This window comes from Daejeonella sp., from assembly GCF_036405355.1.
Taxonomy (GTDB): Bacteria; Bacteroidota; Bacteroidia; order Sphingobacteriales; family Sphingobacteriaceae; genus Daejeonella.
In genome coordinates this window covers 1-24,817 of sequence record NZ_DASWXT010000073.1, presented here as the reverse complement: position 1 = coordinate 24,817, position 24,817 = coordinate 1, and the positions used below count along the sequence as shown (strand labels likewise).

Genomic DNA, 24,817 nt, shown 5'->3' with positions numbered 1-24,817 from the left:
CCCGGACGTTTTGACCGTCAGATTTCAATTGATAAACCAGATCTGGTTGGCCGCGAGCAGATCTTTAAAGTTCACCTGAAACCCTTGAAACTTGCTGAAGGTGTAGACGCCAAGAAATTATCAGCACAAACTCCGGGATTTGCAGGAGCAGAGATCGCTAATGTTTGTAATGAAGCTGCACTGATTGCTGCCCGAAGGAATAAAGAAGCTGTAGACATGCAGGACTTTCAGGATGCAGTGGATCGTGTGATAGGTGGATTGGAGAAAAAGAATAAAATTATCTCCCCTGAAGAGAAACGGATCGTAGCTTATCATGAAGCAGGACACGCTATTGCAGGCTGGTTCCTTGAGCACGCAGATCCGTTGGTTAAAGTTTCAATCGTGCCAAGGGGTGTGGCAGCCCTTGGATACGCACAATACCTGCCAAAAGAGCAATTTTTATACACCACAGAGCAGCTGCTCGACGGAATGTGTATGACTTTAGGTGGCCGCGTCGCTGAGGATATAGTTTTTAATAAAATATCCACAGGCGCACAAAACGACCTGGAACGGATTACCAAATTATCTTATGCCATGGTGACAATTTATGGTATGAACGACAAAGTTGGTAATGTTTCATTCAACGATACTCAGGGTGAGTACCAGTTCAACAAACCTTATTCAGAAAAGACCTCTGAAATTATTGATATTGAAGTTCGCAATCAGATTGACCGGGCTTATCAGCGAACCAAACAATTATTGACCGATAAACGTGAGGGTTTAGAAAAACTGGCTGAAAAATTACTTGAAAAAGAAATCCTGTTCCAGTCGGATCTGGAAGAAATTTTGGGTAAACGTCCATTTGACAACCGCACTACTTATGATGAGTTTGTAAATGGAACTAAAGCAGAAGCTCCGGTAGAGCAGCCTAAAGAAAGTCTTGAACATGAGGGTATGGTAGATCACAATATAGATCTTTCTGAAAACAGATCATCACAGGATTAAAATTATCAATTCTATAAAATTCCTTTTCAAGAGGAATGAAATTTTAGATTTCATTCCTCTTGTTTAAAAAAGCGTTGTTCATGAAAGAGACAACTTCTAAAGAAAAGATGCTCAAGAAGATCCGAAGGGCTCTTCTCGAAAAGCGTGATAACCCATATCCAAATTTAGAAGAGACAGCTCTTTATGAAGAATACACAGACCATTTGGATGCTCTTTTTGCCGAGCAATTGACAGCAGTTTCAGGAAACTTTGTGTTCTGCGAAGACGAAATCGAGCTTTTCGAAAACCTGCTGCACCTCGCAGAAGAAAAAAACTGGCGAAAAATCTACTGCTGGGAACCCAAATTGCAAAAACTACTAAGTACTTATGAGTTCCCCTTTTATAGCACCGATACTGACTTTTTAAATGCTGATGTAGGAATTACAGAATGTGAGTCACTTATTGCCAGGAATGGAAGTATTATGGTTTCGAACGGAAATGCGGCCGGGAGAAGATTAAGTATTTACCCCCATGTTCATATTGTAATTGCCTATACCTCTCAACTGGTACTCGACCTGAAAGATGGTTTTAAACTTTTGAAGGAGAAGTATCCTGAAAATCTTCCCAGTATGATCTCCAATATTACGGGTCCGAGCCGAACTGCTGACATCGAAAAGACCCTCGTATTGGGAGCACACGGGCCAAAAGAACTGTATGTTTTTTTGCTGGAGGGCTAAGAAACATTTAATCCTGTTTCCGGGTCAGTCCAATATTAATTCTACCCGATATTACTCGTCAATTGAGCATATATCTCCTGCGATCCGGGTTCAACTATGGAAATAAGTATTCTTTTGGCAATAAATCCCGGGGAAATAATATCCAAATAATATTTTCCTGCCTGTAATGCTTTAATGCATACCCTGCCCGATTGATCAGAAACAGCGGTTATACTGGCTAAATCAATACTTATAAATGCCTTATTTAAAGGCTTACCACTATCTGAAGTAACATATAGGTTTAGATCGGATTGAAACCTTTTTGCTGCAACATTGAGGTTATTAAATGATACCTGAACAGAATCAGAGTATTTTGGTGGTTCCTGTTCTATCAAAGTGTCAGAATCATGATGAATCTTTTGCATTTTTTTTAATCCCACTAATTAAAAGCAACATTAAATTCCCCATAGGCTTTATAGATATATAAATATACACAATCTATTTTATGTTACAATTCTGTCACATTTTTTTGATCTTATAAGAAGTTTATTCAGATGAAGGGATTCTTTCAGTTACAATAAATACTAAAATTATTAGTATTTATTGTACTTTTGTATCGTGGCACATATTAAAAATAATAAATATTTTAAAGGAAGGGGAGCTCAGGTAAACACCCATAACCGCTTTTTAAAAACTAAGTACGTAGCTGAACATGAGGAGGGTATAGATGAACTTATGCTACAAAACAGTGCTACTACTTTATTTGAAGAGCATCCCAAAAACATTGTCAGCAAGTCAAAAAGTCCCGACCTTCCATTTTTACAATCTATTAACCCATATCAGGGATGTGAGCATGGCTGTCTGTATTGTTATGCTAGGAATGCCCATGAATATTACGGGTTTAGTGCCGGATTAGACTTTGAAAGAAAGATAATTATCAAACGCAATGCTGCCGAATTATTGGAAACCTTTATGAACAGGAAGGGATATGTACCCTCCACGATTATGCTTTCGGGTAATACAGACTGTTACCAACCCATAGAACGAAAGCTTAAAATAACCCGTTCCCTTTTGGAGGTATTTTTAAAATATAAGCATCCGGTAGGCATTATCACCAAAAATAATCTCCTTCTGAGAGATCCGGATATTTTAAAAGAACTGGCTGCTAATGATCTGGTACATATTGCTATTAGTCTTAATTCACTAAACGAGGATCTCAGGCAAAAACTTGAGCCAAGAACTGTAACATCCCAAAGCCGCCTATCCATGATTTCAAGCCTTGCTGCTGCCGATATTCCTGTTATGCTTATGTGTGCACCCATCATTCCCGGATTGAATAGTGATGAAATACCACAAATCATCAAATCTGCGGCCCTGGCAGGTGCCTCAGGCGCTTCATTTACTATTGTTCGGCTCAATGGGTCAATAGCTGAGATCTTTAAAGACTGGATTTATAAAACCTACCCCGACCGGGCTGAAAAAGTACTGAATCTGATCGCACAATGCCATGATGGAAAATTAAATGATAGTCGCTGGGGTAAAAGGATGAACGGAGATGGCAAGGTGGCCGAAAGTATTCAGCGCCTGTTTAAAATCTCTTTAAATAAATACATGGCCGGAAGAAGTATGCGGCCCTATAATTTCAGCCATTTCAGTCCGGCAAATGGAAAACAACTTAATTTATTTTAGGCAAATTTTTATTTTAAAAAGAATACGTACCTTTAATACAGTAAACCAATATAGTATTCAGTATAATTTCTTTTAATGAGCACTAATATCAAGTCTGTTATCATTGGGACCGGTAGTTTCGTTCCTTCCAACATCATACCAAACAAAGACTTTTCAGAACACCGCTTTTACGAAAAAAGCGGAGAACCCATTTTAAGGGAAAATTCAGAGGTAATCCAAAAGTTCCAGGACATCACAGAAATTGAGGAGCGCCGCTATGCAGATAAAGAACATATGGCATCCGATCTGGGATATTTTGCAGCTTCAAACGCAATTGAAAGTTCGGGAACAGATCCTGAGACCCTTGATTATATTATTGTTGCACATAATTTCGGAGACATTGCTCCCGGCAGCACAAGGGTTGATGTTTTGCCTACCCTGGCATCCAGAATTAAGCATAGACTGGGAATCAAAAATCCCGATTGCGTAGCTTATGACCTGCCTTTCGGTTGCCCGGGATGGCTTCAGGGAATGATCCAGGCAGATTATTACATCCGTTCAGGAGATGCAAAACGGGTCCTGGTGATTGGTACAGAAACACTTTCAAGAGTTACCGACCCGCACGACCGCGACAGCATGATTTATGCAGATGGTGCCGGAGCAACGATACTTGAAGGTAGAGAAGGTGTTAATGAGGGTATTTTGGCGCATAAAACTCAAACCCACACTTCTGATGAGGCCTATTACCTCTATTCAGGCAAATCCAGTAATCCTGATCTCATATCAGATGATCAGTTTATCAAAATGGATGGAAGGAAGATCTATGAATATGCCCTGAAAAATGTACCACTGGTAATTCAGCAAACCATGGAAAAATCGGGAACAGGTATTGATGATGTGAAAAAAGTTCTTGTCCACCAGGCGAATGGTAAAATGGATGAAGCGATTCTTAAAAGACTCTTTAAACTTTATGGAATCAGGGAAGCTCCGATGGATGTGATGCCTATGACCATTTCTAAATTTGGGAACAGTTCAGTAGCTACGGTACCAACCCTGCTTGATATGATACTAAAAAATAAACTTGAAGGACATCAGATCAAAAAAGGCGACCGGGTTGTATTTGCATCTGTAGGATCAGGAATGAATATCAACGCTATGGTCTATAATTTTTAATTTCCCCGTTTTCGTTCGGGGCATATTAACATAAGACAAGTTCAAAATTTTAGGCAAAAAAAAAGCGAGCAGTGAATACTGCTCGCTTTTCTTATTTTTTAGGAATTTAAGCTACCGGATTTTCTTCCAATGCAAAACCTTCATCTACAAGTATACGTCCACAATGCTCGCACACAATAATGCGCTTACGCTGACGGATATCCAATTGTCTTTGTGGTGGAATCTGATTAAAACAGCCTGAACATGAATCGCGTTGTATGGTTACAACTGCAAGACCGTTCTTAGCATTGCTCCTTAAACGGTTATAAGCAATCAATAAACGCTCATCGATGTGCTTTTCAGCTTCCTGCGCCTTTACAAGAATACTTGCTTCATCTTTTTCAGTTTCAGCAGTAATTGTATCCAGTTCAGCTTTTTTAAGTTCAAGATCTTTTTTGCGCTCAGTAATGTTCGCTAAAGCACTCTCATAAACTTCGGTTTTATTCTGAATCTCAAAAGAATATTCCTTGATCTTTTTTTCTGATACCTGAATCTCTAATCCCTGAATTTCAATCTCTTTTGAGATTGCATCATACTCACGATTGTTCTTAACGTCGTTAAGCTGAGTTTCGTATTTTTTCGTAGCTGCTAAGGCCTCTTTGATCAGATTCTTTCGGGTTACGATCGAATCTTCCAATTCATCAAGATCTGCTTTGATTTTCTGTATACGGGTTTCTAAACCTGCAACCTCATCTTCGAGGTCGGCAACCTCCATTGGAAGTTCACCTCTTGTCTGACGGATCTTGTCGATCTGCGTGTGCAAAGTCTGAAGTTCGAATAATGCTTTTAATTTCTCTTCTACTGATTGTTCCATTAAATCAAATAATTTATGGGGTTTGTGTTCTGTAATGTTAAACGGAGGGCAAAGTTACTAAATTTTTCTGTAATTAATTCCAACAATAATTCCTGCGTAAACTGCTCACTCTCAAAATGTCCAACATCCGCAATAATAAGTTTTCCTTCTGCATCAAAAAACTCATGATATTTAAAGTCCCCCGTGATGAAAATATCAGCTCCCGCCTTCATGGCATGAGGCAATAGAAAACTTCCCGAACCACCACAAACAGCCACTCTGCGGATCTTTTTTGTACGTAATGCAGTATGTCTGATGACTTTGGTACCCAATCTTTTCTTCACGAAATATAAAAATTCAAGTTCATCTGTGTCACTCTCCAGATTTCCAATCATACCCGACCCTACCTGCGGATGGCTATTGCTAACCGGATAAAGATCATAGGCCACTTCCTCGTATGGATGTGTTTCAATAAGGGCCGCGAGAATTTTCTGTTCCAGATATACAGGATAAATAGTCTCTATTCTGATCTCGGATTCATGATGCTGCTTACCAGGCACACCAACAAATGGACTGGCACCTTCAGAAGCGTTAAAAGTGCCTGTGCCACTTACGTTATAACTGCATTCCGAATAATTACCGATCTTGCCCGCCCCGGCTCCGAACATGGCCTCCCTTACTTCCTCAGCATGGGCTTCCGGACAAAAGGTAACCAGCTTCCTGATGGAATCCTCCCTGGATTTTAAAATAACAGGATTCTTTATTCCAAGTTTATCACAAATCTTTTTGTTAACCCCTACAGATACATGATCCAGATTGGTATGGATAGCATACAAAGCAATATCATGTTTTATAGCTTTCATAACCACCCGTTCCACATAGGTTTTACCATTAAACTTTTTCAGGCCCTTGAAAACAATCGGATGATGTGAGATAATCAGGTTCAAACCTTGCTGAATCGCTTCATCAACAACCGATTCTGTACAATCTAATGAGATAAGGGCACCAGATATTTCCTTATCAGGATGACCCACAATCAGGCCCGAATTATCATAATCTTCCTGATATGCGAGCGGAGCAAGCATTTCGAGAAAAGATGTAATTTCTCTTAATTTCATAAACAAAGATACCCTATAAGTTTTGGGTGTAGAAATACGGAGAATTGTGCATCACCAAAATAATCCATTGTCCAACTGCCAGACCTGAATTTATTAAACCTAAAGTATTATCAGAAAAATTTCAGTATTTATGAAGGGGTCTCAGTACCCTGATCACTCATTATTTTTACAAGCTGGGCACTTTCATAAGCTGCTTTCCTGTTAAACTCAAGGGTAATAGACTTATGATTGACGATATCAACAATGGTTCCTATAAAACACAAACCAAGTGTCAGAAAATAAAGAATTCCCATTCCCATCTGCCCGGTAATAAAACGCTGAATACCCGCAACACCCAGAAAACCAAGCAGGGTAAATAAAAGTATTTCCTGTGGATCCTTTCGCCTGTCTGAATAAAACATGACGAAACTTTGAGCCTGGCGTGGGTTCATACCGGCAATTACCTGCTTCAAATAAGAATATTCCTCAAGACTCATGCCTTTAAGGTTAATAAGCGGATCGTTTTCCATAATTATTAAGGGTTAGTAATCTTAAATTTAATAGGAATATTTTTAATAATTGCAATATCCGGTAAATCAGAATAAGAAAAGCTGGGATTCCAAACCAGTGATGTTCAATCGATAAGCGAAATTCTCCATGTAATAAAAATCGGATAGAGCGGCCCAATCCGCATCCCGGACACCATTTAAAACCCAGATTGTCTAATGGGCATAAACCGGAATGTGAAGACCCTGAATCAGTAAAAGCCAAAAATAAAATAGCACTTATCCAGGCTATTAATTCCAATGGCAGACTCATTACTAAGCGAAAAAAATGCTTTCTATTCATTAAGCTGCTGAAAAATGCTCCGATAATTCTGCTTTGGGTTAAATAAATATAGTTTAAATTCTTTTTCTAAAATACGAATTACACCGTTTTTGCTGCCTTGATCGATTTTTGCTGCATCAAAACGTATATTTGCGATGAAAATCATCGTGTGAATATTCGGGATATTATAAATCAGTATAAATCGGACCCCCGGATTGCCATTCTGGCAGAATCCCTCAATAAAGGGAAAAAAGGGCGGGTTCATTTAAGAGGTCTGGTCGGATCAAGCGATTCGGTCCTTGCGCTAGCTTTGTATTTTCTGCTGCACAGACATATGATCTTTGTCCTTCCCGAACGCGAAGAAGCAGCATATTTTCTCAGTGATCTCGAAAATCTGCTCGAAAAGGAAATTCTTTTTTTTCCATCCTCATTCAGAAAATCCTTTGAATTTACACTCGTCGACAGCAGTAATGTGCTCCAGCGGGCTGAAGTTTTAAACGAACTCAACCATTCTGCCGAATACGGAAAAATTATCGTTACCTATCCGGAAGCTTTGGCCGAAAAGGTGATTGACCGCTCTGCTCTTGAAAAAAACACCCTCGAAATTGCAGTAGGAAATAAATTAAGCATTGATTTTATCAATGAATTTCTGATTGAATATGATTTTGAAAGGGTAGATTTTGTTTATGAACCGGGACAATTTTCTATCAGAGGTGGAATCGTAGATATTTTCTCTTTCTCACATGACCTTCCGTACCGGATCGAGTTCTTTGCAGATTATATTGAAAGTATCCGGACCTTTGAAATTGAAGATCAGTTATCTGTTGAACAGGTTAAAAGCATCACAGTGGTACCCAATGTCCAATCGAAATTCCTTACAGATCATAATATTTCCCTTCTTGAATACATCGATCAGGATACCATTGTTTGGTTTAAAGATGTAGAGTTTACCTTCGATGTAGTTAAAAGCGGCTACAAGAAAGCTGTTGAATACTGGAAAGCACTTTCATCTGAGGATAAACAGCAAAACCCGCACTGGATAGATCCCAAATTTAATTTCACAGATGAAAAAATGCTAGCTGATCAGCTTCGTGATTTTGATATTCTGGAATTTGGTAAACAGTTCTACTATCAGCCTGATGAGACGATTAATTTTGATATCAAACCCCAGCCATCCTTTAACAAGGATTTCAGCCTGTTGATTCATAATTTTAAAGAAAACGAAAAATCAGGTCTCGAAAATCTCATATTCACCGATTCGACCAAACAGATCGAGCGCCTTTATAGTATTTTTGAGGATCTGAATGCCGGTGTGAAATTTAGTCCGGTTCACCTTTCTCTTAGAGAAGGCTTTATTGATCACGCCCAAAAACTGGTTTGCTATACTGATCATCAGATCTTTGACCGTTATTATAAATATAAATTAAAGAAAGGCTATATCCGCAATCAGGCAATCACCCTCAAGGAATTGCGTGAGTTAAAGCCCGGAGATTTCATTACACATATTGACCATGGAATCGGGAAATATGCGGGTCTTGAAAAAGTGGATGTTAACGGCAGATCACAAGAAATGATCCGCCTGGTTTATGCTGATAATGACCTGCTTTATGTCAATATCAACTCCCTGAACCGCATTTCCAAGTACTCAGGCAAAGAAGGTACAATACCAAAAATGAATAAGCTCGGTACAGATACCTGGGAGAAGCTGAAAAAAACAACTAAAAAAAAAGTTAAAGATATTGCCCGCGACCTGATTAAGCTCTATGCGATCAGAAAGGCACAAACCGGAACAGCATTTTCACCAGACACCTATTTACAAACTGAACTCGAGGCCTCATTTATTTATGAGGATACCCCAGATCAGGTTAAAGCCACCGCTGATGTAAAAAAAGACATGGAATCAGCACATCCTATGGACAGGCTGGTTTGCGGAGATGTGGGCTTTGGTAAAACAGAAATAGCAATCCGGGCTGCTTTCAAGGCGGTAACAGACAGCAAACAGGTAGCTATTTTGGTGCCAACAACCATTTTGGCATTGCAGCATTTTAAAACATTTCAATCCCGTCTGGCAGATTTTCCCTGCACAATTGATTACATAAACCGGTTTAAATCGGCAAAACAGATCAAAGAGTCTCTTCAAAAACTCGCTGAAGGTAAGATTGATATTATCATTGGTACCCACCGTATCGTGAGTAAGGATGTAAAATTTAAAGACCTTGGACTACTGATCATTGACGAAGAGCAAAAATTTGGGGTTAGTGTAAAGGAGAAGCTAAAACAATTCAGAGCGAATGTGGATACCCTGACACTAACTGCCACTCCGATTCCAAGAACCCTCCATTTTTCGTTAATGGGCGCCAGGGATCTGAGCATTATCAGCACCGCCCCCCCAAATCGTCAGCCTGTATTAACAGAGCTGCATGTGTTCAATGAAAAACTGATCAAAGAAGCGGTGGAGTATGAAATTGACAGGGGTGGACAGGTATTCTTTATTCACAACCGGGTGCAGGACCTGATGCAACTTGGAGGTTTGATCAACACCCTGGTTCCAAAAGCCAGAGTTGGTATCGCACATGGGCAATTAGAAGGGGATGCACTGGAAGATGTGATGCTCAAATTCGTAGGTGGTGATTACGATGTACTTGTTGCTACCACAATCATTGAGGCCGGACTGGATATTGCGAACGCAAATACCATACTGATCAATCATGCCCATATGTTTGGATTAAGTGATCTGCATCAGATGCGCGGGCGTGTAGGCCGCTCGAATAAAAAGGCATTTTGCTATTTATTAAGTCCGCCGCTGTCCACCCTTACCAATGAAGCGAGAAAACGCCTAAGTGCAATCGAAGAGTTTTCTGATCTGGGAAGTGGTTTTAATGTTGCCATGCGCGATCTGGATATCCGCGGAAGCGGAAACCTGCTGGGTGCCGAACAAAGCGGATTCATTGCAGAGATTGGCTTTGAGATGTATCATAAAATTCTGGATGAAGCCATTCAGGAATTGAAGGACGATGAGTTTAAAAATCTGTTCAGCGATGAGAAACCAAGGCCATTCATTTCATTTACCCAAGTGGATACAGATCTGGAGGTAATGATTCCGGATGAATATGTGACCAATATTGCTGAACGATATAATTTATATACAGAGCTTTCAAACATAGAGAACGAAATGGCCCTCGATGATTTCAGGCAAAAACTTGCCGATCGTTTCGGACCCGTTCCACAGCAGGTAATTGAACTGATTAATACCTGGCGTCTGCAATATCTGGGAAAAATGATTGGCTTTGAAAAAATCACTTTCAAAAAAGGGGTGCTAAGAGGGTATTTTATCGCTAACAAACAATCACCTTACTTTGAAACTGCACAATTCGGACGAGTCCTCGAATTTTTACAGGCTCACCCCCGCATAAGTAACCTGAAAGAGGTTAAAAATACGCTTAGATTAGCCATTGAACATGTTTCTACCCTGAATACGGCCATAGAATTGCTTCAGGAACTAGCTGGAGTAGACGTTGCTAATTCCCCAGCATAAAGGTTATTGGCAGAACATAGGATGTTCTTACAGGTTTTCCGTTTGCCATACCGGGCCTCCATGCCGGAGAGGATTTGAGTACACGAATTGCTTCCTCGTCACATCCACCACCTATACCTCTTATCACCTTAAAATCAGCCAGACTACCGTTCTTTTCAACAATAAAGCCAATATAAACTTTACCCTGAATTTTGTTTTGACGGGCCCCCGCGGGATAACGTAATCTGGATCCAAGATACCGGCCCAAAGCCGTTTGCCCACCCTGAAATTCTGGAGCGAGTTCAACGCTGGCCAGATCATATAGTTTTCCCTCATATCGAGCTTCAGGATTAGAATTCTCAAGTGGCTCCGCTGAGGTTTCTGTAACTTTCTCAGGAACGCTTGATGCCTGGCTATAATCAATTTCATTATTGATAAAACTGTCGGGATAAGAATTAAGGGATGTCACAACAAGATTCTTAATTTCTGCTTCCCTGAGCGACATAATTTTTCCTTCCTCATTAACTGTCAATTCAAATTTTATATCGCCCGATACTTCAGCATTTCGGGAAGGCTGCACATAACTTACTTTCGCCCAGTAGCTTGCAATCAGTTCATTATTATTGCGTTCGTAATCAAGACTGGAAACAATCCAGGTAAGATTGTAGTTCCGAAGATCAGACATTCGTTTTGCATGAACTTCCTTCAGGCGCTTGTAAGTAAGATTATGGTAATTATAATAGGTTCGGGTAATTGGCGAAAAATAGCTCGGAGGATCAAAATAACCCTTCCTTTGGTCATTATAAAAAGCTTCAATAAACTTAATGAGCGAACCGCGGACCTGCTCATCAGTCATACTTGAGTTCTCGACCAGAACATCCGAATTGTTGTCGTCAATAACAGTCACGACCTCTTCCTTTTTGTTTGAAAAAAAAGAACTGGCGTCATCCACATAAAGTGTTAGATAACCCATGACCAATATTATTATACCCAGCCCAATGGCCATGTATCTCAAAGAGGGGTCTTTTATTACTTCATTCTCAGACATGGAGTCATGCTGTGTTTTATTCTCTCTTTCCAATTAATACTATTTATACTCTATAATAATAAAAATCGTTCCAATAATTTACCATAGCTCCCGATCAGAGCAAGGCTTTCTAAATGGGATCAGAAAATCTTTACGAAAGTCAAATATACAAATACAAGAGGAGCAGCAAGTAATAATCCGTCAAAACGGTCGAGCAGACCACCGTGTCCAGGTAAAAAGGATCCGGAATCCTTTGTCGAAAGGCTTCTTTTCAGCATTGATTCAGAAAGATCACCCAGAGTGCCGGAACTTACAATAATTACAGAGACAATAAGCCAGTGGAACAACAAAAGCTCGGTGAAATAGATACTTAAAACAAAAGCCGATAGCAAGCTACACAACAGACCTCCTGCAAAACCTTCCCAGCTCTTTTTGGGAGAATGTCTTTCAAACAATCTGTTTTTGCCCAAAGTGATGCCAAAAAGATAAGCTCCGGTATCACTTGCCCAAAGCATGATCAGAAAAGCAAGGGGTAAATGCCAGGAATAATCACCATCCATAAAACCCAGGGCATAGAAAAAGCAAAAAGGAAGTGCTGCAAATATTACTCCGAATATGGTATAAGCAATGTTGTGAAAAGGATTCTTCAGATCCCGGTAAAGCTCAGCGATTATTATTAAAACAAAAAATGGAACACAAATGAGAAGTACCTCTGACGGCGCATCATGCAGAAAATATAAACTGAGTGGTACATAAATACTGACTACCAGGATCCAGCCCCATAAGCTCTGTGGTTTCAGACCATCAGCACGCACCAGTTTATAAAACTCTTCGGTACTGAATAAGCTAAGCAGCAGGAAAAAGATGGTAAAAGCATAAGCACCCAGAAGAAGTGAAGCAAGCATCACTGCCACAAAGAAAAATGCTGTTATTGCTCTTGTTTTCATTTACAACTCATTTTTAACTATGATTTCAAGCGCTTTCTGAAAATCATCTTCGTGAATATAAACCTCAACCTCCCCAATACGGTAGGGAAAGCCCTGTTTATTAATTATTATTGCCTCAATCTCGTGATCAATCAAGACCTGCCTTACAAGTTCTGATTTAAAAAAATCAGCTGATGTATAAATTTTAACCCATCCCGCTTCCATCCAGACTCTCCTTTTTAATTTCGCGTAATTTTTGTGTATACCTATAAAAATATCGGATTGATACAATAAATAAAATAAAACTGATGCTGATCTGAACCGGACTTGAGGGTTCTGCTTCAAACATTTTATCAATTGAAAGTCCCTGCTGTTGATACCAGTATGCAGTAAAAACCGCCAGAGCATTGTTCAAAAAATGTCCAAGGATTGGAAGCCATAGACTTCCGCTCCAAACCAGAAGGTAACCGAACAATGCCCCCAGAAACATTCTTGGGAAAAATCCATAGAACTGGAAATGTATTGAACTAAAAATAATTGCAGTCAGCCAGATAGCAACATGATGATTTCCAAACCAACGGGCAAAAATCTGCTGAAACCCGCCTCTGAAAATCAGTTCCTCCCCAAAAGCAGGGATAATTGCAAGCATTACTAAGTTCACAAACAGCGCAGGAATAGAGTTCATTATTATGAGCTGTTTTGTCATCAGTTCCATCTTCAATTCCTGCTGTAACATCCATGCTTCTACCTCTTTAAGGAAATACGGGAGTTTCATACCCTTATTCAGTTGCATGGTATATTCAAGTGCAGGACTTGCTGAAAACATAATCACAATGGTTAACAATGCCAGGTAGGCCGGAATCGGTATAATTTTAAGGTATCCAAGCCAATCTTTGTTTTGCAGTTTGGCATAAATCAGGGCTGGTATAACGAACATTCCTATAGATGAAATAATCTGAACCAGTTTGATCAGATCAAGGTTGCCCGGATTCCCAGAAGATAACTTCAACATGGTTTCTGCACCGTAAATTGAGGTACCTATTGCGAAAGCAATACCGGTAAAAACCACGGCCCCTGCAAAAATAAGCAGGAGTAAAAGGATTAATGAACTGAAAGGATTACGTTCTGCTGACGCTGATTTGAACATGCTTATATATTATTCGTAATTTTGCATCTTAGAATTGAAAAATACAAGGTTGAAAGATAGCTAATGTCTGTTAAGATAGGAAATATAGATTTAGGCGAATTCCCGCTTTTGCTGGCACCGATGGAAGATGTTAGTGATCCTCCATTTCGTTTCGTTTGTAAGCAAAATGGGGTGGATATGATGTATACTGAATTTATTTCTTCAGAGGGCCTGATACGTGATGCCGCCAAAAGCAGGGCAAAACTTGATATATTCGAATATGAGCGCCCTATTGGGATTCAGATTTTCGGGAGTGAGATAGAAAGTATGGCCGAGGCAACCCGGATTGCAACATTGGCAAACCCCGATCTGATCGATATAAATTATGGCTGCCCGGTAAAAAACGTAGCATGCCGTGGTGCCGGAGCAAGTTTATTGCAGGATATTGACAGGATGGTGGAGATGACAAAAGCTGTTGTCAATGCTACCAATCTTCCGGTAACTGTTAAAACTCGTCTTGGCTGGGATGACAATACAAAAAATGTTTATGAAGTTGCTGAACGCCTTCAGGATATTGGTATTCAGGCACTTACAATCCATGGTCGTACGCGAGCCCAAATGTATAAAGGAGAGGCCGACTGGACACTTATCCGTGAGATCAAAAGAAACCCAAGAATTAAAATACCGATCTTTGGAAATGGAGATGTCAATTCCATTGAAAAAGCAGCCAGTTGGCGGATGGAATATGAAGTTGATGGTATTATGATCGGCAGGGCAGCTATTGGCTATCCCTGGATATTCAGGGAAATAAAACACTTTTTTAAGACAGGAGAGCATTTACCTGAACCAACGATTACTGAAAGAGTAGAGGTTTGTAAAACCCATCTTGATAAATCAATCGCCTGGAAAGGACCCAAAGTGGGTATTTTTGAAATGAGAAGGCATTATTCTAATTATTTTAAGGGTATCCCTGATTTTAAGGAATATCGAATGAAACTGGTTTCACTGGAAAATATTGACCATATTCATGGGGTTTTGGAGGAAATCAATGAACGATTCCAAACAGAAATGGCTTGATTATAAGGTTTATTTTTATATTGCCTACTATTAAAACGAATAATTATGGTAACCAAGATTACTGATGGGGTAAAAATATCGGTAGAAACCATTTACCAGCCCGAATATTCCAATCCTGCAAATGAACATTTTATGTTCGCTTACCGGGTAAATATCGAAAATATGACAGAAAATAGTGTTCAGCTGCTGAACCGTCACTGGCATATCTTTGATTCAAACGGCACCAAAAGAGAGGTGGAAGGTGAAGGTGTGGTTGGCTTGCAGCCGATAATTGAACCTGGTGACAATCATGAATACGTATCAGGTTGTAATTTAAAGACCGATATGGGCAGCATGAAAGGATCTTATGAAATGAAAAGAATTGTTGACGGCCGTAAATTCCGTGTCAATATTCCTGAATTTTACCTGATTGCACCCTATAAAATGAATTAATTCTCGGTTCGAGGATAAACAAAAAGCCCCTTTATGATTACATAAAGGGGCTTCTCTATTTTAAATAAATTACTATTCCCTTCTTCCCATCAACATACTGGCATAATAAACCAATGTTGCTAATGAGCCTAATGCAGCTACCACATAAGTCATGGCAGCCCACCAAAGAGCATCTTTTGCCTGATCATTCTCGATACTGGTTTGCATTATACCACGATTGCTTTGCAGCCAGGCTAAAGCCCTGTTGCTTGCATCAAATTCAACCGGAAGGGTAATGAATGCAAATAAGGTTACAACAGCAAGTGCCACAACACCAATTGCAAGCACAGTGATGTCTCCGGAAAAAATAAGAAGCATCACACCAATCATCAATGCCCATTGTGTGATCTTTGATGCAACATTAACCGCCGGAACAACAGCAGACCTGAATTTTAACCAGTTATATGCCTTTGCGTGCTGCACAGCATGGCCACACTCATGTGCTGCAACTGCTGCTGCTGCGACACTGCGTCCATGATATACTTCAGGACTCAGGTTTACAGTCCGGTCTGCCGGATTATAGTGATCTGATAACTGACCCTCAGCAGAAATAATTTGAACATCATATATCCCGTTATCCTTTAACATTTTATCAGCTATGTCTTTTCCGCTCATTGCTGAACCAAGAGGCATTTCAGAGTACTGTTTAAATTTGCTTTTAAAACGCCATTGGACAGCAAAACTAACTACCGCAATGACAATCATTAAAATTAATCCCATAGTTTGTATTTTCCTTAAACTTATTCAATAACCATTCCGAATAAAAATAATCACAAATAATTTACCTTTAGATTATATGTCCAATCTTTTTTCTTACTGGGAACAGAAATCATTCTTATCCGGCTTTGATGTGATCATCATTGGCAGTGGAATTGTTGGTTTAAGTGCAGCCCTGTATCCAAAATTGAAGCAGCCTTCTCTAAAGATCGGAATCCTGGAATCGGGTTTTCTGCCTTCAGGTGCAAGCACAAAAAATGCGGGTTTTGCATGCTTTGGAAGCATTTCTGAGCTGCTAAATGAGCTGGAATCAAAGTCTGAAAATGAGGTTCTGGAAATGATTGATATGCGCTGGAGAGGCCTGGAGAAACTCAGAAACAATCTTGGGGATACCGCTATTTGTTTTGAACAAAATGGAGGTTATGAAGTATTTAAAGAAAGCGAAGCTGATCTGGCAAATCACTGTATTGATAAAATATCCTGGTTTAATAACTTCCTGAAACCGGTCATTGGAAAACATGACATTTATGCAGTTTCCTCTGATAAAATTGCAGAATTTGGTATGCATGGTATCTGCAATATCATAAAAAACAAATACGAAGGACAAATCGATACGGGCAAAATGATGATCTCCTTGCTTTCAAGGGTTCAGGGACTTGGAGTAGCTGTTATTAATAATTGTCGGGTCCAAAAGATTGAAAAGGATCCTGGCAATAAAAATATCATTACCAATCAAGGTATATTTAATGCGAAATCTGTCATTCTCGCGACCAACGCCTTCATCAAAGATCTGGTTCCTGAGCTCGATGTAATTCCGGGAAGAGGACAGGTACTGATTACAGAACCCATAAAGCAGCTGAAAATAAAAGGTACCTTTCATTACAACAAGGGTTATACCTATTTCAGAAATATAGATGATAGAATATTGTTAGGTGGGGGACGTGACCTTGATTTTAAAGGAGAAGAAACCACCGATCCCGGAGTCACACCAATTATTCAGGAAGAGCTAGAAAAACTATTGTATAAGACCATAATCCCGGGACAAAAACCAAAAATTGAATACCGTTGGAGTGGGGTAATGGGTTTTGGTAAGGATTTGAAGCCTATAGTAAAAGAAATTTCGCCGGGTCTGTTTTGCGCTGTCCGCTGTAATGGAATGGGCGTCGCAATGGGGAGCCTTTTGGCTGAGCAGGTCGCAGATCTTGTTGAGATTTAACCCTGATTCTCTTTCGTACCTTTGATAAATTAAAGAAATGGAAATCTACATTTTGCCGGTAGCGGCTATAATTATTGTTCTTCTGTTCATTCTCCTACGTGCAAAACCAAAGTCCGGTATTGCTATTAAAGAGGAATTCGACCGTCTCAGATCCGAGAATGAACAATTAAAAATCAGTCTGGCAAAGGCTGAGGAGCGGGCTGAAAATCTGAGAACGGAACAGGAATATTTAAAAAAAGAGTTAAATGCTGAGCGTGAAAAACTTTCTGATACTCTTCGTTCCCTGGAAAGTTCACGCGCTTATTTACAGGCTCAGCAGGAAAAAATAGAGGAACAAAAGTCAGAGATCAAAAACAATCAGGAAAAATTCAACAAGGATTTTGAGTTGATTGCTTCCCGTATTCTGGAAGAAAAAAGCGTAAAATTCACTGAACATAGTCGCGCAAATCTAGATCTGATCATCAAACCTCTCCGTGAAAATCTTAAAACTTTCGAAGATAAAGTAGACAAGGTTTACAAAGCCGAGTCGGATGAGCGGAATATCCTTCGCGGGCATATCAATCAGCTCATCGAACAATCCAACCTGATGAATCAGGAAACGAAAAATCTTACCAGAGCCCTCAAGGGGGATAGTAAAAAGCAGGGAAACTGGGGTGAACTAATTCTGGAGAGGGTTCTGGAACGTTCGGGTCTTGTGAAAGATCAGGAATACCGTATCCAGGCTTCTCATCAATCTTCTGATGGCAGTCGCTTCCAGCCCGATGTGGTGATCGATCTGCCGGATGATAAACACCTGATCATTGATGCGAAAGTTTCCCTTACTGCTTATGAGCGTCTCGTAAACTGTGAAAGTGATGAAGACCGTAATTTGTTCACCAAACAGCATATCAGCTCCATTCGGAATCATATTATTGAACTTTCATCCAAAAATTACAGCGACCTGTATAAGATCAATTCCCCTGATTTTGTAATGCTTTTTATTCCTATTGAGTCGAGTTTCAGTATCGCGGTGCAGCATGATGCTGAGCTATTTAATTTTGCCTGGGAGAAACATGTTGTCATCGTAAGTCCATCTACTTTACTTGCTACCTTGCGCACCATTGCCAGTATGTGGAAACAGGAACGGCAGAACCGTAATGTTATGGAAATTGCCCGCCTGAGTGGTGAAATGTATGATAAGTTTATTGGCTTTATGACTGATATGGAAGGTATCGGCAAAAACATCAAACAAAGTCAGGACGCTTATGACAAAGCTATCAATAAATTATCCAGCGGTAGGGGGAACCTGAGCACGACGGCAGAGAAGATTAAAAAACTGGGCGCAAGAACCGGCAAGCAGCTTGATCAGAAATTTATAAGTGAAAATGATGATTAATTATTTTTAACAGTTTCTGGTAAGAGTTTAAAATAAGTTGTCACAAATCGATTGTTAATAATACTTCCCTTTATTTCAGCTTTTCTGATCTTTTCACAAAAACCGTCCTTGGCGTGAGCATCCCCATGGTCATCAATCTTGGTACCATCCACAAAATAGGATTTCCCATTAATCCGAACGGCAAGATCACATCCCTTTCCTGCCATCTTAAACTGACACTGTCCGCAGGAAGCCTCTGCTATCTGCATTTTATTTGAATTGGTAATCTTAGTTTTGGGCTGTGCATTCACCAAACTGACACCACAACAAATCATTAGAAAATAGATGCTCCTTTTCATTTCTTCGTGATTCAATTAATAAATTTCAGCATTTGAGATCAATGGGCAGGCTTTGGAGTCATTGATATTTATCCTGATTCTGGAAGTCATGACAGGATCTATCCTCAATATTCTTTTATATCCTATTGTCGTTGCTCCCGCAACTTTTTGCCAGGCACCATCTTTCCAAATATCAACAGTAAAGGCTTTAACCCTTTGCCCAAGCCGAATATATTCCTGCAATACAATATACTTAACTGTTGCTGTTTTACCCAGATCAATTTCAAAACTGCCTGTATTCAAATCATTATCAGTAGTCCAGTAAGTATCTTTTTTACCATCAGTGATCATTTTACCGGCATATATAGCAGAATTTGAACGAATGGAACTGGTCTTTACCCTCGCTCTTTTAGCAATATTGAATGCAAACTCAGTATCCAGCAGTTTTTTATATCCTTTCAGAGATTCAATATCCTTTTCATGGAAAAGTCCACGCTGATCTGGCGGAATATTGAGTAAAAGTGTCGAACCACGTCCAACCGAACTCAGATAGATCTCAAACAATTGCTCTGCAGTTTTTACTTTGGAATCTTCATTGGCATGATAAAACCATCCGGGACGGATTGATACATCCACCTCTGCCGGTACCCATTTATCCCCTTCTGCTGAGCCTGAATTTAAGATATCCGATATCCCCGGTTTACCTGCATGAAGGGTATCTGTTGATATGGTATTCCAGTTAGTTTCACCCGCGATGCCGCGTTCATTACCTACCCATCTCACACCTGGTCCGGCATCACTGAAAAAGATCACATTCGGCTGAATTTTACGGACTATATCAAGTGTTTTTGGCCAGTCGTAATAGCTCACTGCATTTATTTTTCGGATTTCCCGAGAACCGCCATAATATCCATCACCACCATTTGCACCATCAAACCACATTTCGAAAACCGGGCCATAATTGCTGAATAATTCTTTAAGTTGATTGCGGTAATAATCAAGATAGGCCGGCTTTCCATATTCAGGATGATTTCTATCCCATGGAGAGAGATAAACCCCAAATTTTAGCCCATATTTTTTTGCTGCCTCAGCAGTTTCCTTAACAAGATCGCCTTTACCATTCTTATACGGACTGTTTTTTATCGAATGTTCTGTGTATTTACTAGGCCAGAGACAAAATCCATCATGATGCTTTGTAGTAAGAATCAGGGTTTTAAAACCGGTTTCTTTCAGCGTTTTGGCCCATTGCCGGGTATCAAGAGCTGTTGGATTAAATATCGATTCCTTTTCATCGCCATAACCCCATTCCAAACCTGTAAAGGTATTGGTTGTAAAATGTACAAAGGCATTGGTCTCCATCTCATGCCACTGCATCTGCTCTTCGGTAGGCAAAGGGAAAACAGGTGCTGGTACATCAACATTTTTATTCTGGGCACTTAGCCCCGTGGAAAAAATGAGAAGAAATAAAATAAGTTTACTTATTCTTAGATTCATTTTTGCAATATCCAAAAAATATAAAAATTCTCAGCTTTCCGCCCCGGAAATCATTCCTGGTTTCCTTTTAAAGAATTCCATCCCTGTGCCTTGATGGGATGCACCTTCTCAGATTTTGAGATCAGATTGCAGCCTGCCGAAGCTTCCGTCATGTGTCCTATAATTGAGATGTCCGGATTATTCCTGATCTTTTCGAAATCCGACTGTTTGATGGTAAACAGCAGTTCGTAATCTTCCCCTCCGTTCAATGCACAAACAGTTGGATCAATCCCAAAATCACGGGCTGTATCATAAGTCATCGGATCAATCGGGATCTTTTCTTCATACAAATTACAACCCTTATCAGATTGCTTGCAGATGTGCAAAATCTCAGAAGCAAGACCATCAGAAATATCGATCATAGCTGTTGGTTTGATCTTCATCAGTTTCAAAGCTTCAACTATATCTTTTCGGGCTTCCGGCTTCAGCTGCCGTTCAACAATATAATCCTTTCCTTCAAGGTCGGGTTGTATATTGGGATTTTCAAGAAAAATACTTTTTTCACGTTCCAATAATTGTAAGCCTATGTATGCGCCACCCAGATCGCCAGATACACATAAAAGATCACCTTCATTTGCACCGTTTCTGTAGCAAATATCCTTTTCATCGGCATAACCAATACTTGTTACACTAATTATAAGACCCTGTTTTGATGAAGTGGTATCGCCTCCCGCAAGATCAACTCCAAACTTTTCACAGGCAATACTGATTCCCTGATACAATTCCTCGACCGCTTCAAGCGGAAACTTGCTCGATAAGCCGATAGAAACCGTTACCTGGGTAGCAGTCCCATTCATCGCATAAATGTCACTTAGGTTGACCTGAATTGCCTTGTATCCTAAATGCTTTAATGGAGTATAAGATAAATCGAAGTGAATTCCTTCAAGTAAAAGATCTGTGGATATGAGGGTTTTCTTCCCTTCAAAACTAAGTACTGCAGCGTCATCTCCGATAGCCTTTACTGTACTCTTGTTTTTAATTTCAAAATTCTTTGTCAGATGATCAATAAGGCCAAATTCACCCAATTGCTCAATCTCTGTGCGTCCTTTATTTTCAAACATATATTACTTTTAGAAATACAAAGGTGCTAATTTTTTAAGGAAGCGTAGTTTAAGGCTATGGTAATTTATACATGCCTTTTAACTTGATGTACTCAGATTGTGGCACCTGAACCAGGATCGGGTTCTTCCTTTTGTCAAGAAAATCAATCAGTTTTAAAATATCTGACTCCTTCATTGCTGTACAACCGGCCGTTGGCTTATTACTTCCGCTCCATATATGCATAAAGATGCAGGAACCCATATTAGGGATAGCTGGCTTCACATTATAATCCACAAAGATTCCAAACTTATAAACATCGCTTTTCATACGCATTGTTTCTGCAGAATCCCAGTCCTTTTTGACAGTATCTGACTTAACTATCTGATTATAATATACTGATTTTGAATCATCTACACAAAAAGTTCGATCATCGACCTTCAAAGAATTCATTTCAGATCGAATATCTTCATAGCCAAACAAGCCACTCAGCTGAAATATCCCTGCAGGTGAATTTCCATCACCCTCTTTTTTTAATTTTCCCTTGTTCAGTTCTGATTTGTGCAAACCTTTTCCCCAGGCCATACCACTCCTGCCTGTAACAATTGGAATTTCAGAAAAAACGGGCATCCATCGATTTGCCTTATATTCATAAACGGACATCTTACCTTCTATTTTATTCCAGGAATCTGTAGTTACCACAATTAGTTGTCCGGTATTAAATCTGGTATTCAGATCGATCGGCTGTTCGTTGAAAGAAGTTAAAATGAAAAGGTATAATGAAATAATAAAATTCATGGCAATTTAGATAGCGGTTTTAAGCCAGTTTTTGCCTTCTGTAAATCTGGTTACCAGCATGGCCGAAACGGTATCACCTGTTGCATTTAAAACAGTAGCCATGGGATCAACAAGAGTACCTATAATCATCACTACCGGTAACATTTCTACAGGAAAACCATAAACAGTCATTACAAGAATTTCTCCTATGTAACCACCATTTGGAATTCCACCCTCTACCATACTTACAATGATAGTTATGCCCAGAGCCATTAAGATGGTGCCTGGATCCATAAAATCCTTGCCCATTATCGCAAAGACAGCTGCAATTTTTATTATAGAAGAAACACTTGAGCCATCTTTATGAAGCGGCGCTCCAAGAGGAATAACCAGGTTATAAATATGCTCAGGTATTTTCATCGCCCGGGCAGCTGCAAGATTAGCAGGTATTGTTGCTACACTGCTGCAGGTACTTACTGCTGTAAATGTTGGAACGATATTATTCTTCCAGAAAATTTTGACTCCCGGAATTCCGCCGGCTATAAAAGCATAAAGGGTAAAGAATACGATGAAATAAAAGGTGCAAAAACCATAATATATGGCCATAGAATGACCGTATGTTCCAAATAGCTGCGGACCAAAGACGCCTACCTGATATGCAAAGTAGGCCCCTAATCCAATCGGAGCAAGCTTCATTATCATGATCAGGAACTGCTTCATAACCTCATCGCCTGCTATCAGAAATTTTTTAAAAGGCTCGGCCACTTCGCCCGATCTTGAGGTTGCAAATCCAATAAAAAGGGAAAATATAATGAATGCCAGCATACTCTTTCGGGATAATAACTCCGAAAATTCATTCACTGTTAATAAACTGGTTGCCTGTTCACCAAAACTTGCTGTATGTACTTCTTCTACTACGTTTGCTGCAGTTTCAATATTCTGGGGAAGTGGAAATACCCAGACCGTAAATATTGTTAGTATTGCTGATATAAGCACAGTTCCTAAAAATACCAATATCATAACCATCATTACCCTTCCCATCTTTTTTGATCGGTCAATATTGGCTATTGAGGATGCTATGGCGAAAAAAATAAGAGGTATTACTGCTGTAAAAAGGAGGTTTAAAAATATATCCCCAATCGGTTTAATAACTTCGACCTGTTTGCCTAAAAACAGACCTAAAAAGGTTCCAATCGTTATACCAAGAAGTAGCCTAATAATACTGGCATAGTTCTTTAAAAAACCGGATGTCCCTTCATTCATTTTTATAAACCTAGTTTGGCAGATATTTCAAGCATACGTTCAATTGGTAATTGAGCTCTTTTTATGATATCTGCAGGGACAGTAACCTCAGGTAGATCATTCTTAATACATAAATAAAGCTTTTCCAGCGTATTTCTCTTCATATGAGGACAATCATTGCATGCACATGAATTATCCGGTGGAGCAGGAATAAATATTTTATCCGGATTAGCCTTTTCCATCTGATGGATAATACCACTTTCAGTAGCCACAATAAATTCCTTAGACGGATTGTTTATCGTGTATTTTAACAAACCAGTGGTTGATCCTATAAAATCAGCCATTTTTAAAATAGCCTCTTCACATTCAGGATGTGCAATAAATTTAGCTTCCGGATGTCTGTTTTTTAATTTTAATATACGCTGCTGTGAAAATATTTCATGAACCATACATGCCCCATTCCATAAAACCAAATCCCTGCCAGTTTTCTTGGCTACCCAGGCCCCTAAATTTTTGTCAGGTCCAAAAATAATCTTCTGATCCTTAGGTAAGCTCTCCACAATTTGTACAGCATTTGAGGAGGTACAAACTATATCGCTCATCGCTTTTAACTCAGCCGTACAATTTACATAGGTTATTACTAAATGATCTGGATACTTTTCTTTAAACTTTGCAAATAATTTTGGCGGACAACTATCTGATAATGAACATCCTGCTTTTAAATCAGGCAATAACACTCTTTTTGAAGGAGATAATATTTTTGCGGTTTCAGCCATAAAATGAACGCCGGCAAATACAATTACATCTGCATCAGTTTTAGCTGCCTGTTGTGATAAACCGAGACTATCACCAATAAAATCTGCAATATCCTGTATATCTGGCTCCTGATAATAATGTGCTAAAATGACTGCATTTTTTTCCTTTTTCAGTCTGCTTATCTCAGCAAAAAGATCGAGAGTTGGATCTATTGGCTCATCAATAAAACCTTTAATATTTAATTCTTCTAAGGTATTCATTTATCAACTATTCAATAATTATAATTTATATTATAGATAAGAATCTTATTGTTTATTAGTGTGTTGGTATTGTGAATAATAAACTTAATATTCTTTCGTATTAATTGTTTTTAATTAATTATCCACAAATTCTAAACATTATTTTTATTATAAATAACTGATTACTAA

The 24,817-nt window shown here is 39.3% G+C and carries 24 protein-coding genes and 1 pseudogene; 9 read left to right on the top strand and 16 right to left on the bottom strand.

Going from position 1 to position 24,817, the window contains the following annotated elements; all coding sequences use genetic code 11:
• Together VGE44_RS09425 and VGE44_RS09420 are read left to right on the top strand one after the other, a co-directional pair.
• Positions 1 to 984, top strand: a pseudogene (locus tag VGE44_RS09425) (peptidase M41); the annotation flags it as partial.
• An 80-nt stretch (positions 985 to 1,064) separates the two neighbouring features.
• Positions 1,065 to 1,700: a lactate utilization protein gene (locus tag VGE44_RS09420; protein WP_331078313.1), complete on the top strand. Its 636-nt coding sequence runs from the start codon at positions 1,065 to 1,067 to the stop codon at positions 1,698 to 1,700.
• A gap of 41 nt (positions 1,701 to 1,741) precedes the next feature.
• Here the strand turns inward: VGE44_RS09420 and VGE44_RS09415 are convergent, their stop codons facing one another.
• Complete coding sequence (locus VGE44_RS09415; RefSeq protein ID WP_331078311.1) at positions 1,742 to 2,104, bottom strand: carboxypeptidase-like regulatory domain-containing protein; 363 nt, start codon at positions 2,102 to 2,104, stop codon at positions 1,742 to 1,744.
• 193 nt (positions 2,105 to 2,297) lie between these two features.
• On the opposite strand from VGE44_RS09415, the gene VGE44_RS09410 reads away from it, so the two are divergent.
• Both VGE44_RS09410 and VGE44_RS09405 read left to right on the top strand, forming a co-directional pair.
• Entirely contained in the window at positions 2,298 to 3,368 is a 1,071-nt protein-coding gene (locus tag VGE44_RS09410; protein ID WP_331078309.1) for a PA0069 family radical SAM protein, read from the top strand.
• 75 nt (positions 3,369 to 3,443) lie between these two features.
• Positions 3,444 to 4,520, top strand: a complete 1,077-nt coding sequence (locus VGE44_RS09405) for a ketoacyl-ACP synthase III (RefSeq protein WP_331078307.1) — start codon at positions 3,444 to 3,446, stop codon at positions 4,518 to 4,520.
• 106 nt (positions 4,521 to 4,626) lie between these two features.
• On the opposite strand, the gene VGE44_RS09400 is transcribed toward VGE44_RS09405, so the two are convergent.
• From VGE44_RS09400 to VGE44_RS09385, 4 genes are all read right to left on the bottom strand, one after another.
• Entirely contained in the window at positions 4,627 to 5,373 is a 747-nt protein-coding gene (locus VGE44_RS09400) for a zinc ribbon domain-containing protein (RefSeq protein WP_324484969.1), read from the bottom strand.
• Positions 5,373 to 6,470 carry a Nif3-like dinuclear metal center hexameric protein gene (locus VGE44_RS09395; RefSeq protein WP_331078303.1) on the bottom strand — a complete coding sequence of 366 codons (1,098 nt, stop codon included), beginning with the start codon at positions 6,468 to 6,470 and terminating at the stop codon, positions 5,373 to 5,375. Before VGE44_RS09395 ends, VGE44_RS09400 begins: the two co-directional genes overlap by 1 nt.
• Positions 6,471 to 6,598: 128 nt before the next feature.
• Positions 6,599 to 6,979, bottom strand: coding sequence for a TM2 domain-containing protein (locus VGE44_RS09390; RefSeq protein ID WP_331078301.1), 381 nt, complete (start codon positions 6,977 to 6,979; stop codon positions 6,599 to 6,601).
• Positions 6,957 to 7,268, bottom strand: a complete 312-nt coding sequence (locus tag VGE44_RS09385; RefSeq protein ID WP_331078315.1) for a DUF2752 domain-containing protein — start codon at positions 7,266 to 7,268, stop codon at positions 6,957 to 6,959. Before VGE44_RS09385 ends, VGE44_RS09390 begins: the two co-directional genes overlap by 23 nt.
• Positions 7,269 to 7,446: 178 nt before the next feature.
• Here VGE44_RS09385 and mfd point away from each other — a divergent pair, with 178 nt between their 5' ends.
• Complete coding sequence (mfd, locus tag VGE44_RS09380; protein ID WP_331078299.1) at positions 7,447 to 10,812, top strand: transcription-repair coupling factor; 3,366 nt, start codon at positions 7,447 to 7,449, stop codon at positions 10,810 to 10,812.
• Here mfd and VGE44_RS09375 read toward each other — a convergent pair.
• The 4 genes from VGE44_RS09375 to VGE44_RS09360 all read right to left on the bottom strand — a co-directional run bounded on the left by VGE44_RS09375 (position 10,796) and on the right by VGE44_RS09360 (position 13,891).
• Positions 10,796 to 11,872, bottom strand: coding sequence for an energy transducer TonB (locus tag VGE44_RS09375; protein WP_331078297.1), 1,077 nt, complete (start codon positions 11,870 to 11,872; stop codon positions 10,796 to 10,798). The genes mfd and VGE44_RS09375 overlap by 17 nt on opposite strands.
• 86 nt (positions 11,873 to 11,958) lie before the next feature.
• Entirely contained in the window at positions 11,959 to 12,765 is an 807-nt protein-coding gene (locus tag VGE44_RS09370; RefSeq protein WP_331078295.1) for a phosphatidate cytidylyltransferase, read from the bottom strand.
• Positions 12,766 to 12,969, bottom strand: a complete 204-nt coding sequence (locus VGE44_RS09365) for a putative signal transducing protein (RefSeq protein WP_331078293.1) — start codon at positions 12,967 to 12,969, stop codon at positions 12,766 to 12,768. It lies immediately after the preceding gene.
• Entirely contained in the window at positions 12,950 to 13,891 is a 942-nt protein-coding gene (locus VGE44_RS09360) for a CPBP family intramembrane glutamic endopeptidase (protein WP_331078291.1), read from the bottom strand. Before VGE44_RS09360 ends, VGE44_RS09365 begins: the two co-directional genes overlap by 20 nt.
• A 63-nt stretch (positions 13,892 to 13,954) precedes the next feature.
• On the opposite strand from VGE44_RS09360, the gene dusB reads away from it, so the two are divergent.
• Positions 13,955 to 14,947, top strand: a complete 993-nt coding sequence (gene dusB / locus VGE44_RS09355; protein ID WP_331078288.1) for a tRNA dihydrouridine synthase DusB — start codon at positions 13,955 to 13,957, stop codon at positions 14,945 to 14,947.
• A gap of 45 nt (positions 14,948 to 14,992) precedes the next feature.
• On the top strand, positions 14,993 to 15,379 hold the full coding sequence (gene apaG, locus VGE44_RS09350; protein ID WP_324484948.1) for a Co2+/Mg2+ efflux protein ApaG: 387 nt from the start codon (positions 14,993 to 14,995) through the stop codon (positions 15,377 to 15,379).
• A gap of 72 nt (positions 15,380 to 15,451) precedes the next feature.
• Here the strand turns inward: apaG and VGE44_RS09345 are convergent, their stop codons facing one another.
• Positions 15,452 to 16,138, bottom strand: coding sequence for a zinc metallopeptidase (locus VGE44_RS09345; protein WP_331078284.1), 687 nt, complete (start codon positions 16,136 to 16,138; stop codon positions 15,452 to 15,454).
• A 76-nt stretch (positions 16,139 to 16,214) separates the two neighbouring features.
• On the opposite strand from VGE44_RS09345, the gene VGE44_RS09340 reads away from it, so the two are divergent.
• Complete coding sequence (locus tag VGE44_RS09340; RefSeq protein WP_331078282.1) at positions 16,215 to 17,351, top strand: FAD-binding oxidoreductase; 1,137 nt, start codon at positions 16,215 to 16,217, stop codon at positions 17,349 to 17,351.
• A gap of 37 nt (positions 17,352 to 17,388) precedes the next feature.
• A complete protein-coding gene (rmuC, locus tag VGE44_RS09335; RefSeq protein WP_331078280.1) occupies positions 17,389 to 18,726 on the top strand; it encodes a DNA recombination protein RmuC in 1,338 nt (445 codons plus the stop codon).
• On the opposite strand, the gene VGE44_RS09330 is transcribed toward rmuC, so the two are convergent.
• The 6 genes from VGE44_RS09330 to nadA are packed head-to-tail and all read right to left on the bottom strand — an operon-like array spanning position 18,723 to position 24,649.
• Positions 18,723 to 19,064 carry a DUF6370 family protein gene (locus tag VGE44_RS09330; protein WP_331078278.1) on the bottom strand — a complete coding sequence of 114 codons (342 nt, stop codon included), beginning with the start codon at positions 19,062 to 19,064 and terminating at the stop codon, positions 18,723 to 18,725. The genes rmuC and VGE44_RS09330 overlap by 4 nt on opposite strands.
• 15 nt (positions 19,065 to 19,079) lie before the next feature.
• Entirely contained in the window at positions 19,080 to 20,537 is a 1,458-nt protein-coding gene (locus VGE44_RS09325; RefSeq protein ID WP_331078276.1) for an alpha-L-fucosidase, read from the bottom strand.
• A gap of 50 nt (positions 20,538 to 20,587) precedes the next feature.
• Positions 20,588 to 21,637, bottom strand: coding sequence for a thiamine-phosphate kinase (gene thiL, locus VGE44_RS09320; RefSeq protein WP_331078274.1), 1,050 nt, complete (start codon positions 21,635 to 21,637; stop codon positions 20,588 to 20,590).
• A 55-nt stretch (positions 21,638 to 21,692) separates the two neighbouring features.
• The gene (locus VGE44_RS09315; RefSeq protein ID WP_331078272.1) at positions 21,693 to 22,412 is read right to left on the bottom strand and encodes a L,D-transpeptidase family protein; all 720 of its coding nucleotides are present in this window, start codon (positions 22,410 to 22,412) and stop codon (positions 21,693 to 21,695) included.
• A 6-nt stretch (positions 22,413 to 22,418) separates the two neighbouring features.
• Positions 22,419 to 23,654 (bottom strand): dicarboxylate/amino acid:cation symporter, encoded by a 1,236-nt coding sequence (locus tag VGE44_RS09310; RefSeq protein WP_331078270.1) that lies wholly within the window; start codon positions 23,652 to 23,654, stop codon positions 22,419 to 22,421.
• Between the two features lie 2 nt (positions 23,655 to 23,656).
• Positions 23,657 to 24,649, bottom strand: a complete 993-nt coding sequence (gene nadA / locus VGE44_RS09305; RefSeq protein WP_331078268.1) for a quinolinate synthase NadA — start codon at positions 24,647 to 24,649, stop codon at positions 23,657 to 23,659.
• Positions 24,650 to 24,817: the final 168 nt, after the last annotated feature.

What these genes read in the sequence shown, in the direction of transcription:
- VGE44_RS09420 (WP_331078313.1), top strand. Translation starts at nt 1,065, where the DNA reads ATGAAAGAGACAACTTCTAAAGAAAAGATGCTCAAGAAGATCCGAAGG.
- VGE44_RS09415 (WP_331078311.1), bottom strand. Translation starts at nt 2,104, where the DNA reads ATGCAAAAGATTCATCATGATTCTGACACTTTGATAGAACAGGAACCA.
- VGE44_RS09405 (WP_331078307.1), top strand. Translation starts at nt 3,444, where the DNA reads ATGAGCACTAATATCAAGTCTGTTATCATTGGGACCGGTAGTTTCGTT.
- VGE44_RS09400 (WP_324484969.1), bottom strand. Translation starts at nt 5,373, where the DNA reads ATGGAACAATCAGTAGAAGAGAAATTAAAAGCATTATTCGAACTTCAG.
- VGE44_RS09395 (WP_331078303.1), bottom strand. Translation starts at nt 6,470, where the DNA reads ATGAAATTAAGAGAAATTACATCTTTTCTCGAAATGCTTGCTCCGCTC.
- VGE44_RS09390 (WP_331078301.1), bottom strand. Translation starts at nt 6,979, where the DNA reads ATGGAAAACGATCCGCTTATTAACCTTAAAGGCATGAGTCTTGAGGAA.
- VGE44_RS09385 (WP_331078315.1), bottom strand. Translation starts at nt 7,268, where the DNA reads ATGAGTCTGCCATTGGAATTAATAGCCTGGATAAGTGCTATTTTATTT.
- VGE44_RS09370 (WP_331078295.1), bottom strand. Translation starts at nt 12,765, where the DNA reads ATGAAAACAAGAGCAATAACAGCATTTTTCTTTGTGGCAGTGATGCTT.
- VGE44_RS09365 (WP_331078293.1), bottom strand. Translation starts at nt 12,969, where the DNA reads ATGGAAGCGGGATGGGTTAAAATTTATACATCAGCTGATTTTTTTAAA.
- VGE44_RS09360 (WP_331078291.1), bottom strand. Translation starts at nt 13,891, where the DNA reads ATGTTCAAATCAGCGTCAGCAGAACGTAATCCTTTCAGTTCATTAATC.
- dusB (WP_331078288.1), top strand. Translation starts at nt 13,955, where the DNA reads ATGTCTGTTAAGATAGGAAATATAGATTTAGGCGAATTCCCGCTTTTG.
- apaG (WP_324484948.1), top strand. Translation starts at nt 14,993, where the DNA reads ATGGTAACCAAGATTACTGATGGGGTAAAAATATCGGTAGAAACCATT.
- VGE44_RS09345 (WP_331078284.1), bottom strand. Translation starts at nt 16,138, where the DNA reads ATGGGATTAATTTTAATGATTGTCATTGCGGTAGTTAGTTTTGCTGTC.
- VGE44_RS09340 (WP_331078282.1), top strand. Translation starts at nt 16,215, where the DNA reads ATGTCCAATCTTTTTTCTTACTGGGAACAGAAATCATTCTTATCCGGC.
- rmuC (WP_331078280.1), top strand. Translation starts at nt 17,389, where the DNA reads ATGGAAATCTACATTTTGCCGGTAGCGGCTATAATTATTGTTCTTCTG.
- VGE44_RS09330 (WP_331078278.1), bottom strand. Translation starts at nt 19,064, where the DNA reads ATGAAAAGGAGCATCTATTTTCTAATGATTTGTTGTGGTGTCAGTTTG.
- VGE44_RS09325 (WP_331078276.1), bottom strand. Translation starts at nt 20,537, where the DNA reads ATGAATCTAAGAATAAGTAAACTTATTTTATTTCTTCTCATTTTTTCC.
- thiL (WP_331078274.1), bottom strand. Translation starts at nt 21,637, where the DNA reads ATGTTTGAAAATAAAGGACGCACAGAGATTGAGCAATTGGGTGAATTT.
- VGE44_RS09315 (WP_331078272.1), bottom strand. Translation starts at nt 22,412, where the DNA reads ATGAATTTTATTATTTCATTATACCTTTTCATTTTAACTTCTTTCAAC.
- VGE44_RS09310 (WP_331078270.1), bottom strand. Translation starts at nt 23,654, where the DNA reads ATGAATGAAGGGACATCCGGTTTTTTAAAGAACTATGCCAGTATTATT.
- nadA (WP_331078268.1), bottom strand. Translation starts at nt 24,649, where the DNA reads ATGAATACCTTAGAAGAATTAAATATTAAAGGTTTTATTGATGAGCCA.